11 protein-coding genes are annotated in these 12,824 nt (G+C 43.9%); 3 read left to right on the top strand and 8 right to left on the bottom strand.

Annotated elements, in window-relative coordinates:
* Window positions 1–41 precede the first annotated feature (41 nt).
* From G337_RS0103470 to G337_RS0103480, 3 genes are read right to left on the bottom strand one after another with little or no spacing between them, the layout of a single operon-like run.
* Window positions 42–2,699, bottom strand: a complete 2,658-nt coding sequence (locus tag G337_RS0103470) for a glycoside hydrolase family 38 N-terminal domain-containing protein (RefSeq protein WP_028862637.1) — start codon at window positions 2,697–2,699, stop codon at window positions 42–44.
* Window positions 2,700–2,722: 23 nt separating this feature from the next.
* On the bottom strand, window positions 2,723–3,169 hold the full coding sequence (locus tag G337_RS0103475; RefSeq protein WP_028862638.1) for a PTS sugar transporter subunit IIA: 447 nt from the start codon (window positions 3,167–3,169) through the stop codon (window positions 2,723–2,725).
* 9 nt (window positions 3,170–3,178) lie between these two features.
* On the bottom strand, window positions 3,179–4,708 hold the full coding sequence (locus tag G337_RS0103480) for a PTS fructose transporter subunit IIC (protein WP_028862639.1): 1,530 nt from the start codon (window positions 4,706–4,708) through the stop codon (window positions 3,179–3,181).
* 241 nt (window positions 4,709–4,949) lie between these two features.
* Here G337_RS0103480 and G337_RS0103485 point away from each other — a divergent pair, with 241 nt between their 5' ends.
* The gene (locus G337_RS0103485) at window positions 4,950–5,876 is read left to right on the top strand and encodes a helix-turn-helix domain-containing protein (RefSeq protein ID WP_028862640.1); all 927 of its coding nucleotides are present in this window, start codon (window positions 4,950–4,952) and stop codon (window positions 5,874–5,876) included.
* Window positions 5,877–6,152: 276 nt separating this feature from the next.
* On the opposite strand, the gene G337_RS25515 is transcribed toward G337_RS0103485, so the two are convergent.
* Both G337_RS25515 and G337_RS25520 read right to left on the bottom strand, forming a co-directional pair.
* Window positions 6,153–6,866: a substrate-binding periplasmic protein gene (locus G337_RS25515; RefSeq protein WP_051302929.1), complete on the bottom strand. Its 714-nt coding sequence runs from the start codon at window positions 6,864–6,866 to the stop codon at window positions 6,153–6,155.
* A gap of 284 nt (window positions 6,867–7,150) precedes the next feature.
* Window positions 7,151–7,747 (bottom strand): leucine-rich repeat domain-containing protein, encoded by a 597-nt coding sequence (locus G337_RS25520; protein ID WP_028862641.1) that lies wholly within the window; start codon window positions 7,745–7,747, stop codon window positions 7,151–7,153.
* Window positions 7,748–8,056: 309 nt separating this feature from the next.
* Here G337_RS25520 and G337_RS0103500 point away from each other — a divergent pair, with 309 nt between their 5' ends.
* Window positions 8,057–8,860 carry a metallophosphoesterase family protein gene (locus G337_RS0103500; RefSeq protein ID WP_028862642.1) on the top strand — a complete coding sequence of 268 codons (804 nt, stop codon included), beginning with the start codon at window positions 8,057–8,059 and terminating at the stop codon, window positions 8,858–8,860.
* A 222-nt stretch (window positions 8,861–9,082) separates the two neighbouring features.
* On the opposite strand, the gene G337_RS0103505 is transcribed toward G337_RS0103500, so the two are convergent.
* Window positions 9,083–9,721, bottom strand: a complete 639-nt coding sequence (locus tag G337_RS0103505) for a LysE family transporter (RefSeq protein ID WP_028862643.1) — start codon at window positions 9,719–9,721, stop codon at window positions 9,083–9,085.
* Between the two features lie 98 nt (window positions 9,722–9,819).
* The gene (locus G337_RS0103510) at window positions 9,820–10,644 is read right to left on the bottom strand and encodes an AraC family transcriptional regulator (protein WP_342665387.1); all 825 of its coding nucleotides are present in this window, start codon (window positions 10,642–10,644) and stop codon (window positions 9,820–9,822) included.
* Between the two features lie 224 nt (window positions 10,645–10,868).
* Between G337_RS0103510 and G337_RS0103515 the strand changes: the two genes are divergently transcribed.
* Complete coding sequence (locus tag G337_RS0103515) at window positions 10,869–11,375, top strand: hypothetical protein (protein ID WP_028862645.1); 507 nt, start codon at window positions 10,869–10,871, stop codon at window positions 11,373–11,375.
* Window positions 11,376–11,488: 113 nt separating this feature from the next.
* On the opposite strand, the gene G337_RS0103520 is transcribed toward G337_RS0103515, so the two are convergent.
* Entirely contained in the window at window positions 11,489–12,415 is a 927-nt protein-coding gene (locus G337_RS0103520) for a 2-dehydropantoate 2-reductase (protein WP_028862646.1), read from the bottom strand.
* Window positions 12,416–12,824: the final 409 nt, after the last annotated feature.

The following is a 12,824-nucleotide window of genomic DNA, read 5'->3' on the forward strand; positions in this document are numbered from 1 at the left end:
AACTCTACTTCAAGAAACTGCTTGAAGTAGAGTTCGTTAATTTAAAAACTACACCTGAAGGTTTTTATCTGCTTGGCGGCAAAGGCTTTCAAGTTAACTTTTCCTTTAACAAAACAGATCGCTGACACTGCATTTTCCAGCAAATCGGTTTCGATAATAGAGTTAACCGAGTCCGGCAGAGAAATGCTTCCTGGCTCTCTAACGGTTTCACTGCCGGGATTATATAAACGGATAATAAAACCATTACCGTCATCAGCCGGTTTTAAGGCACTCACCACCAGCTCCGGACAGTCAATTAAACAGCCGCTATAACTGTCTGCAATTTTTTCCGCTAAGGGATGCATTACAAAATATTTCAGGGTGTTGGTAAACTGATTGAGTGACTGATTCTGATAATAAAGCGGCTTAACCGAATACTGCTGCCATTGACGCTGCAGAGATGCCGGTTTAAATTCAGACTCAATCAACAGAGCACAGTCAAAATGTATATTTCCCTGCATCTGACTGTCCGGCGTAGCAATATATTTAAACTGCTGCCCAGATGCAATGCCCGGCCGGCGCTGCAGATCCGGTTTTCCTAACCAGCCCACACAGCGGAACAGGGTCAGCGCCAGTTTATTATCAGCTAAAACTTCATACTCCTTACCACCCTGTGTAAACAGGGTTAAACTGCAGTTTTTATCATGCATATTCACAAAGTGCAGCATAGGATAAATAGGGCTCGGCTCCTCTTTCCAGCCGACGGCAGACCAGTTAAACAGATGTTCACTTTCATTAACACGTTCCACCGTGCCGAACGGTGTATCAGCCCAGCTTGTTCTAGTGCTTATCGGCGCAGTAACAACCAGCTGCATACGGTGATCCAGCACCTGATTATCAAACTCTGCTTCAATCAGCAGCGGGCAGCCCTGCTGCGAAGCACCTTCGCTCTGTAAACGAAAAGCCAGCTTATAAGTGATATTACCGTTAAGCTCTTTATTACGGCGCGCAGCTAAATCCTTAGGCAGAGCCCACTCCCCTTCAACAAACAGGGTTTGCGACTGAGAGCCTTTTGTTACTGATACTCTCGCCTGCGACCAGTTAAGTGCTAATAACCAGTCATGCTCCGGAGGCGAGTAGTCATAGGTATCGCCGTCGTCTCCCATATTATGCAGAGCGATACAGTCCGGCCAGCAGCGCTGCTGACACTTATCAAGCAGAGTAAACTGCCCGTCTTTACAGGTTAACTGGTAATGAGCATTACCGATTTGTGCTTCCCGACACTCAGCAGTAAGCGGCATTATGCTTTCTTGTACAGGTTTATCTAACTCAGTGACCTGCAGGCTGACAAAAGAAGAGGCGCCGAGCGGGTAAATAAACTCGATATCACTCTGATAATAATATTTATCCGGATCATTATCGGCAGCATCTTTCTGAATCGTGCCGCGGTAGCATTTCTCCGACTTTAGACAGTCAAACTCAATCTGCTTACCATCGCTGTCTGTTAATAAAAAGTATTGCGACTGTGTTGATATATTAACGTTAACGACCTGCTCACGCGCATAAGGCAGCGTATTAAAAATCGTCAGACGCCCGTCAATACCGCCCTGCTGTGACTCGGCAATTTTGCGCACTAAATAATCGACAGCTGAGCCGGACATCTGATCCGCCTGCTCATAACGTGCAGCTATAATCTTATTGGTTTTATCCGTATTACAGCCTCCTGCACTGTCATGGGCATGGTTACGCATAATCACTTTCCAGATATTACCTAGTAAACAAGGCTTTGAGGCAATGCCTAAGCTGCCTGCCATTACCATCAGAGGCTCCAGCTGATAACTTAAACGTCGTTCAATACGGTCATTAAGGTACTTATGATCGTAGCGCGATGAATATATTGAACGGTGAATTTTGGAAACCTGGCCGTCAATCATCTCGCCGCGGATTTCAGGAAGATCCAGCTCCTCTGCCTGAATCGCTTCAAACAGCTGCTGATAGCTGCTTTCCTTCAGAAAATAATCGGCATTATTGTGATTACAAAGCGCAATACGGCTTTTAATATTGGTATCGATATAACGCTGGTCACCGCCCAAAGGTACTGCCACATGATTTGCTAATGTGCCCTCGGCAGACAACTCGCATAAAGATGCCGGATCATCAAAATCAATAATATATGATCCGGTAAAGTAGCCGTTTTTAATATTGTAAGCCAGCACCCTGCTGCCGTCTTCACAGGACCAGTTAAACTCCCGGCTGGCACAGAGATCGCTGCATAACCCCCGCCAGAATACGGTTTTATCAATGCCGACACCCCGGTATATTTTAGGCATATCAATGCTCTGACCAAATGAGTCCGGTACATAACCGATTTTCATTACCCGGCCGTATTTTTCCCCTAAACGAATACCGCAGGCCAGATTACGGACTATCGACTCCCCGCCGATAATCAGCTGATCCGTCTGCGTATACCAGGGGCCGATAACCAGCTTTCCCGATTCAACTAACGCTGTAAATCTCTGTGTCTGCTCCGGGCACTGCTCCAGGTAATCCTCAACAATGCTTAACTGACCGTCCAGTAAATAACTGTCTGTCTCGCCGCTCTCCAGACTGCTCATTACCTCCTCCATGTGGTAAATAAGCTGAATCAGAGACTCATGGGTCGAGAAATACCATTCAAAATCCCAATGAGTATGCGCTATAACGTGAAATGTTTTTTTCATATCAATAACTCTCTACCTGACCATTAAGCAATCGCATCTGCAATAACGCTTTCAACCTGTTTAATATCGCCCTGCTGCAGGGTTTCACGAAATGCGATCCGCATCATGCGCCGCGAAAGTTTAGTTAACATGCGGATGGAGGTTTCAGCCCCCTCTGCCGGAATGGTTAACGCCACAGCAGTATTAACTGGTGCCTCATCCATGGTCTGCCATTCAATAGCATGCTTGAAACGCACCACAAATATTCCCGCATGTTTTACCGCTGCGTTTTTACAGTGCGGTGTTGCCATTCCTCCCATCAGGCCGGTACTTGAATTCTTTTCGCGATCGAGTAATCCGGCATGATAAAGATCCGCATCAGCAACATAACCTAATGAAGCCGCATTCTGCGCAATAAATGCCAAAGCCTGCTCTTTGTTTTTCGAGTGATCATCAATAATAAGATGGTTGTTATTAAATACAGTTTTCATAATTATTCCTTAAGTGGCTGCAGACGGCTGAGGCTGTGCTTCTGGCTCAGATACTTTAGTTTCTGATTTAGTTTCAACTTCGACTGGTTTTCGCCAGAAGCCGATAATCAGCGCTGTTAATGTAATACCGGCAAAGGTACACAGGATCCAGGTGACAAACGGAATTGGCTGCTCGATATAACCGACAAAGGTACCGATTGGAGAGCCGATACCGCCGTAAAATTTAACCCCTAAGAATCCAACTAAACCGCCCGCTAAAGCAGATCCGGCAACACTGGCGGTGATCATTTGAATCGGATTAGCGGCCGCAAACGGGATAGCCCCCTCAGTCACGCCGACTATGCCCATGCCGAAAGCGGAATCTGCAGAGACCTTTTCAGTGGTGGTAAATTTATTTTTAAACAGTTTTGAGGCCAGGAATATACCCAGGGGCGCAACAGAGATAGCCGCCTGAGCTGCCGTTCCCGGTACAAAATTAGCGCCTTCAATACCGTATTTAGCGACGGTATCGGTGAACACAGCAGTACCGAAAATCAATGCAGTTTTATTAACCGGTCCGCCGAAATCAAAACCTATCATCGCACCGATAATCGCACCGATAATAAAGGTTGAAGAGGAGTAATTGATAGTCAGCCAGTTTAATCCCTCATACATGCTGCTCATGCCGGCGGCAATCGGTCCGCCGATCATGTACTTCACCACAATCATAATAAAGAAGGTCGCGATTAACGGTAAAATCATAATCGGCACAATCGGTTTCATAAATTTAGGCCAGGGAACCAGCTTTAAGTAACGCACAAAATAACCAACAATAAATGCCACTAAAATGGCCGATAAGAAACCGCCCCCGGTTTCAGTGCCTAAAAAATCCGCATCATTAGCGATATAAGCACCAATCATCGCGGGCGCTATTGCTGGTTTTGATGCTATCGAATTGGCCACAAACCCGGCAAACAGCGGGATCATTAATAAAAAGCCGATCTGCCCGAGTTTAAACATGTGGAACATAAAATCACCGAGCGGATCGCTCTGATCAAATCCCCATGCAACCAGACGGCCCATATCATCTTTCTGAAAGGCAAATATATTCGCAATAGCTAACAATAAACCCGCCGAGATAACCATAGGCACCATATAAGAAATGCCGCTCATCACATGCTGAATGAAACCATTTTCAGTGGTTTTACCTAATGTCACCCCGCCGACTTCTGTACCTTTCGCACCGAATACCGTGCCCTCTTTAATCGCCACATCAACTAATGCCAGCGGATCATTGATAGCAACCTTAGGTCTTGTTTTGTAAACCTTTTTACCGCCGAAACGGGCCATATCGATTTCTATATCAGAAGCTAGAATAACCACATCAGCCTCAGCAATCTCCTGCTCAGTAAGAATATTTTCCGCGCCGATCGAGCCCTGCGTTTCAACTTTTATTGTAAAACCATGCTCCTCACCCGCGACTTCCAAGGCTTCAGCCGCCATATAGGTATGTGCGATCCCCGCCGCACAAGCGGTAATTGCCACTACATTTCTGCTCATTTGCTAACACTCCAGTAATAGATAATTTCAAATTTATTAAGCGCAGACATTGTGATAATTTTTTCCAAAAATTAACGAGATGAACATCACAAACAAGAATAAAGTGTAAAAATTTACACTTTGCGTTAGTTTTATATGCAATACTAGATAAAACAATGCAGTTATCAGCTCAAAACAGCTTTGTTGTAAGGTAAAGATGAAAATATTTTCATAATGATTTCGACAGAATTGGATAAATACAATGATTGAAGCAGATACAGATCCGGCTTTTTGTCCAGATAAATACCATAGTGATGAGATACTCAATCTATTAAACAGTGTTATTAACGAATCACAGGCAGTTAAACGTGTCTATGCTGCGGGTAAAAGCAGCGGCATGCCGGAATTAGCCTGGAAGATAGATAATCCGCGTTTTGATATTGTCATCAGCGGCAGTATTGTTACCCGCTATTACGCTCCTGAAAAGGGCCATATTCAGCAGCGCCTCAAAGCCGGTGATGTTCTGTATATTCCAGAGTCTGCATGGAGTGAGCCGGCCTGGAAGGAAGAAGTTACCGTTCTCAGCTTTATTTTCAGCAGCCATAAAATAGGAGTGAGCTTACAAAAATGGAATGGTCAGCAGTTCACACAGCTGCAAAAGAAAACGCTAATTCGTCAGCATGAAAAAATAGGTAATGGTTTACTGCAGGCCTTAAATGAACTGTGCACTCATAAAGCGGATCACCATACCCCTGCCTTAGTTATCCGCTCTTTAATAAGCCATATTTCCATGCTGGGGGATGCCGCCGACTGCCGCCCCAATCGTCAGAAAGAGTTATTTCAGCGTATTGCTCATTACATCGATAATAATTTCAGCGTCGCCTTAAGCCGGGAAATGATCAGTGAAAAATTTTATATCTCGCCTAACTACATGTCCCATCTGTTCCAGCAGCAGGGAAATATCAGCTTTAAAGACTACCTGTGTGCGCTGCGCCTGACTAAAGCCCGCGAATTATTACTGAATAATAATAACCGTATCAAAAATATTTCAGATTCATGCGGATTTTCCGGCAGTAACTACTTCTGCCGTTTATTCAAGCAGAAAACCGGATTAACGCCCTCGCAGTACCGCTCAAGTGCGGCGGCGGCAATCACTGCTGATTTCCAGGCGCACGGGCAGACGCACTAGTTCATACCTGCGAGCCACTAAGTACAATCTATGCATTACCACGCAGAGCATGGTAACGAGGTGTATACTGCCTCTAGCTCCCATGCGGAGCACTACTAGTTCCCATGCAGAACAATACTAGTTCCCACGCGAAGTAACACTAGTTCCCACGCTCCGCGTGGGAATTCATACTCGCTAATCATTAAGCACAAAACGAAGTATTATATCTAGGCCTACGCATCTACATCACCCCGCTATTTTCCAAACTCTGCTCGGAAAATAGCGATACTGCCGAACCTATTTTATATAACTGTTAACAATTTCATCATAACGGCCGGAGTCTTTAAGCGACTTAAGCCCGGCATTAAAATCGTCTCTTAACGCGGCATCATTAAAGAGAACCTTATAGGCTACTCCGTCAAAGATTTCGTGAAGAGTGATTTCAGCAGTGGTGTCTACGTCTGTTACACTTTTTCTGAAATATTTAAAAATATTTATATCCGAGACAACAACATCTGTTCGACCGGAATAGAGTAGTTTTACCTGTTTCACCTGCTGACCCAGTTCGCGGTATTTAGCATTGCCCTTTACTACCTCGGCAAATTCATCACCAAGGTATTTTGTCGCGTTCTGAAAAGCGATAATCTTTTTGTTTTTCAAATCTGCAATTGAGTTTATATTTATCCCCTTGCTTTTCAGGGTAACGGCATAGTTCTGGTAGGTGATAACCTGGTCAGAATAATTACCTTTGGCTCCAGATGATTCGTTGATTGTGATTGCACCGTCATATTTAGGGTAATCAACGGACACTCGGGCAAAAGGCACATACTTCATAACAAGTGTATGTCCTTTAAAGGCAAGTGCTTCTTTGATGACATCGTATTCCATACCGGAATTACTCTCCTGAATTACGTACGGGGGCAGAGAAAGTCCTGCGATCAGGGTAAGCTCTTCTGCCTGTACAGCGGCGGTAGAAAGAACCAGAATTAACGCTAGGGAAAAGTATTTCATTGTCGGCCTCCATTAGAGGATGTTAGTTTGCTTGAGCGCGGTTTTACCCTAGAGTATAGTGGAATTAAGGTCTTTACCCAAAGAGCACTCTAACGCACGGTGCGTAGGTTGAGCCTGATTTCACGTAAAGCAGCAGGCAAACTTCTCTTTCAATAACTTCATCATATTTCGTTTTGCTTTATGCTGTTTAATGATTTAGCGATCATACAGTACAAGATGCCGCAGTCAGCATTATTAACCTTCAAGTTCTTTTCTAATTTAACCAGTAAGTCCCCGTTACGGCCTTAAAACTTGATATCAACACCGGGAAGAACTTGGCGGATAAGTTCCCGCTCTGCATTTGAGAGACCCGAATTTCCACCTAAATCAAGTGTCTTCAAGCTGACAAGATAAGGCAGAAAATCAGGTATTATTTCTATCTGAGTGTAGGAAAGATCCAGGTATTCAAGGTAGATCAGCTTTGACATTGACATAGGGAAGGTTTTAATCGGATTATGACTCAAATATAAAGATTCAAGATAGATTAATTCACCGATTTCATCAGGTAATGAGCCCAACGAGTTCTGTCTTAAATCCAACACACTCAAAGCTTTCAAGTTTCCGATTTCTTCAGGTAATATTTTTATTGAGTTTCCTGATAAATTAAGCTGAGTTAAAGTTGTTGAATGTTTACTTAAGCATGGTGGAATAATTTCAATTGAGTTATTACCTAAGTTCAGCTGCCTTAGATTACCAACATTACAAATAACCGTAGGAAAAGCTTTTAGGTTACTCCCGCTCATTGTAATGCCGGTAACCCGGTGTTTGGCTAGCTGTTCATCAGCATAACTATAAGAAACTGCAGTTAAACCTAAAAATAGTAAAATCTTATAGTATTTCATATTTAACTCCTGAAATTGAATATGCGCCTCAAGTTTAACGAGACTAAAAAGTTACCCTTTCAGATAAACTTTAGAAAAACAAACTCCCGCAGGCAATTCTATTTAATAAATTACTGCGGCTTTTATTCACATAACTGCATTTTCACCAGTTGATATTAAAGTGATATAAATCAACAAACATCAATTTGTTCACTTTAAATATCACACTGCTTGTCCATAATTAATTCAGCTCAAATCAGGTATGTAAATTAAACCGACTACGGAGCTAATCAATACAAAGCAACTTCAAACAAACCGGAGTTAATTATCATGACAACCTTTATTCATATCAGTGATCTTCACATTCACCAGTCCAATGAACACCGGGATAATATAAACGCAGTAAAACTGGTTCAAGACATCACAAAGCGCTATCAAGGAAAAGACCTTACAGTTCTGGTTACCGGAGATATTACTGATGACGGCTGCGAAAAGCAGTATCAAAACGCCTGCAGAATATTAACACCACTTGTCAAAGCTGGATTTGAAGTACTTCCGACACCAGGCAACCATGACTATGGTTTTAAAGGAAACTTCTATACAGAAAAGGCACAGCGACTATTTCAGCAATACATGCTGGATGAACTGATAAATTATCAACCCGCACAACAACCCGGCATAAAAATGGAACATCTTTACCCCATGGTAACTGAGCGGAGCAATACTGTATTTATCGGCGTTGATTCAGTAGTGGGTAATGAAAATGCACTGCTTCATTTTGCCAGCGGGGAAGTTGGTTTAGAGCAAAGGGATAATCTTCAAAACATCTTATTCGAATTCAAAGACTCAGACAAAGCTCTCGTTGTCTACTTCCACCACCACCCGTTTGACCGCCAATTCGGCATGGCGATGGATGATGCCAAAAAAGTGCTGCGCATGCTCGCTTCTAAAGTTGACGTAGTATGCTTTGGTCATGATCACAAATCAGAGGCCTACAACGGCCATTCAGATATTGACTGGATGTTAGCATCGGGCAAATCCAGCAAACCAACTGCCCATGGTAAGCTGCAGTTTAGGGAAATAACTCTCGAACAAGATTCTAGCTCTGCCGCATTAATTTCGTTTAACTCTTGATCACTCCCTACCCCGCTAGTTCCCATGCTCCGCGTGGGAACTCATACTCACAGCAACAGCATCAAGCACAAATCTAAACATTACCAGACAGAGCATGGTAACGAGGTATGCATATTTCCCTACCCCACTAGTTCCCATGCTCCGCGTGGGAACTCATACTCACAGCAACAGCATCAAGCACAAATCTAAACATTACCAGACAGAGCATGGGAATTCAGGTAACTAAAATAATTCACCGGCAATCACCAATGCAACACTGACAAATAATAAACCGGTGATCAAATTAATCACAGGTGTCGCTTTCTGCATTTTCTGCTGCACATTTGGTTTTGATAATACTAAAGCAATAAACACAAACCAGCTCAAAGACAGCAGTAAAAACATCAGCGAAGCGGCGGCTTTAGTAGAAGTACTCACTTCCGGCGTTATCATCGCGGAAAACAGCGTAATAAAGAAAATCATTGCTTTGGGGTTGAGCAGATTTGTATATAAGCCCTGCATAAAACCTTGTTTTACTGTTAACTGGTTTTTTATCGGCGCAGCCTCAGCCGCTGTGCACTTATCCCGCCAGTGCTGCAATGCACAAGTAATCGCACCAAAACCCATCCACGCTAGATAACCTGCCCCTAACAGCTGCACAGCAAAGAATAATGTCTGTGAACTTTTAATCACCAGGCTCACGCCGGTTAAACTGAGCATGGTATGTACTAAAATAGCCAGAGCAATACCAGCAGCAGAAGCAACGGCAACCTGCCGCGACTCCTGACTTGCCAGTTTTAATACCAATGCCAGATCCGGTCCGGGACTAGCAAGAGCAACGGTATGGATAACAGCAAGTGTCATCAGTAATTCTAAATTCATAATGGTCCTTATATATATTTTTTTAACTGCGCTCAGTCTGCTCTTTAGTAAAAATAAGCGATAGGAAAAAATTGCAGCGGCAGTTTTGAAGGCAGGAACTATAAAAGACTCTGCTGGAAATTATTCGGTGTTACAAGGTAGGCGTGTTTAAACGCTTTATTCAAATGGCTTTGATCAAAGAAGCCCACTTGATAAGCGACATCAGCAATATCACTGCCTTTAATCAGTGCTTTCTTAGCATATTCCAGGCGTATTCTTTTCAAGTAGGCATGGGGAGTCATGCCCATCGACTGTTTAAACTGGCGCAGAAACTGAAACTTGCTTAACCCCAAAGGTTCGGCTAATTCCTGCAGCACAAAAGACTGGCCAGGATCAGCATGGAACATATCTTTAATCTGATTAATCTGCTGCCGGGATAACTTACCTGCCGTATCAGTAGCTTGTGCCGACACACCCGCATAACGCTGCAACAGCTCGGTAGAAAACGCCATCATGACAGTTTCTAACTGCAGATGCTGCGCTTCATTCTGATGAGAAACAGCCATACTGTGCAGATACATAAAAGCTTGATAGAGATAAAAATCATCAATAAGAGGCTGAGCAAAGAAAGCTTCAGGCTGCTTTAATTCCCGGCAGATCTGGCTGATATATTGCGGTGGAACAGCCATAAAGTGCCCGGCATAACCATTTTCACTCTCACTGGTGCCGGTGTGCATTTCATCGGGATTAATCGTCGAGAGCAGCCCTGTATCCATTAAGTAGTTACGGCCATGATGTAAATACTGCATGCAGCCCGTTGATACCGCGCCTATGTGGTAATCAAGATGAATATGCCGGTCAAATTCAAAATTTTTCACATTCGCTAAAGTCAATTCAACTTCAGGTAATGCGGGATTTCGACAATATTCTATCTGCTCTTTCACCACTAAATATCCCTTACTTCTACTCAGACAATCAGTATAACGTTACCGGCCAATCAGGCGATAGTAAATTATTGCAGCTGCTGACACCTTTCTTGCGCACAAAAATCAACTAAAAGTCTAATAAAAATACATTTTAATGACTTAAGCTCTATACTCTGCACCATTATTACGGCTTTACCTTTTACCTGTTTCTTCCAGATCTGCACATCACAAGAGGAATAATCATGCTTTCAAATATAGAGTTTCAACGTCAACTGGACAGTGCTAAAAATAAAATTGATAACTTTGTAGATAAAAAATTCGATCAGGTGAAGCTCGAGCTCTCATCTCGTAAACGCAAAGAAAACAGCAAAAAAGCTGCCGTCGCTTTAGCAGCTTACCTTGTAGGCAAAACACCCTATGTCGGCAGCCTGCTCAGCACCGCTGTAAAAACAATCTGCCATGATAAAACCAGCGGAGAAATTTTAGATGCAGCCCTGGCGATGTATAATATTGCGGATATATATATGAAGGAAATACACACAGAAGTAACACAGAAAACACTGGTTAAACTGGCGAAAGCCGAGCTTTATATCGAGTTAGCAGATGAGCTGATGGAGTATATCAACTTCGAAAACCAGTCTTTTGTGCAGCCGGTAAAATTATTACTGAAAGTGAAAAAACCGGTTATACAAAGGCATCTTAAAAGCGTGCTGCCTCAGCCGCAGGAGATGGAGCTTGATACTTTTTAATGTTAGCAGCACTCTTGATGCATGCCCCCCTACTCCGCTAGTTCCCATGCTCCGCGTGGGAATTCATACTCACAACAGCAGCCGCGTATAAAGTTAAAATCCGCTGCGTAGACCTACCGTTCAACCTTGTTCACCAGCTGCAGCAGCGCATAGGTTGAATCCATATGCGGGGTGGCCGCTTTGACCCGGCGCGCCGCTTTTACTGCATTTCCCAGGATAGACTCAACTTCCATCTCACGACCGGCTTCGTAATCAAGAAGCATTGACGGTTTGTATGGACACATTTTCAGTGTTCTATCGATATTCTGCTGCAGAACGCCATAATCAAACTCAGCACCGACGGCCTTTGCGACGGCATAGACCTCTTCCATAATGTCACGAACCAGTTTGGCGGCATTCTCATTAGCCATAATCACCTGAGTATCTACACCGCCGGCAAGCACAGAGATGGGATTGTACGGCGCATTCCACACCAGTTTCACCCATCGAGCCTGCTGCACATGGTCTGACACCTCACACTGTACCCCGGCACGGTTAAACAAATCACCGAGAAGCTGTACACGTTCAGTTTTTCCCTGCGGATAAGCGCCGATAACCAGGTGCCCGTAATCCTGATGATCGATTACACCAGGCTCAACACGGTTGACACAGATAAAACACAATCCGCTGATAATTTCAGTATTGGGAAATGCCTGCTGAATCGGCGCTTCAATCTCCACACCGTTCTGCAGCAGCACAATCGTTGTGCTGTCGGAAACAACATCTTTAAGCAGTTCTCTGCTGTCAATACCAGGCAGAACCTTAGTGGCGACTATCACATAATCCGCTGTTCCCTGAAAATCTCCCGGGGTCTTAAGAATCTGACTCGGCTTAAATGAAAAATCCCCCTGGTGACTTTGAATTGTATACTCGCCCTTCTCGATAAGACCGTCATAATCCGAACGAACTACAACTGACACATCAGCCCCGGCCTGCGCCAGACGCGCACCGTAATAAGCTCCAATCGCCCCTGCACCTATCACTAGAATTTTCATAGACATAATATTCCTATCACCACAAAAGTATAATCTCTTATATATCAACAACAAAATACACAAAACAGACAAACAAAACCATTTCTGTTTTAAACTTTTGTGTATTTCTAGCTTCCACGCACCTCCCCCACGAGTTCCAATACGCTTCCCTACTAGTTCCCATGCTCCGCGTGGGAACTCATACGAGCGAACCATTAAACACAAACCTATGCATTACCACGCAGAGCATGGTAACGAGGCAGTTCTCACGCCCCCCTCTAGTTCCCATGCTCCGCATGCAGTCCATGGGAGCGAACTGCTAAGCATAATATCTATGCATTACCATGCAGAGCATGGTAACGAGGCAGCTCTCACGCCCCTCTAGTTCCCATGCTCCGCGTGGGAATTCATACGAGCGAACCATTAAGCACAAACC

The organism is Psychromonas aquimarina ATCC BAA-1526 (assembly GCF_000428725.1).
GTDB classification, from domain to species: domain Bacteria; phylum Pseudomonadota; class Gammaproteobacteria; order Enterobacterales; family Psychromonadaceae; genus Psychromonas; species Psychromonas aquimarina.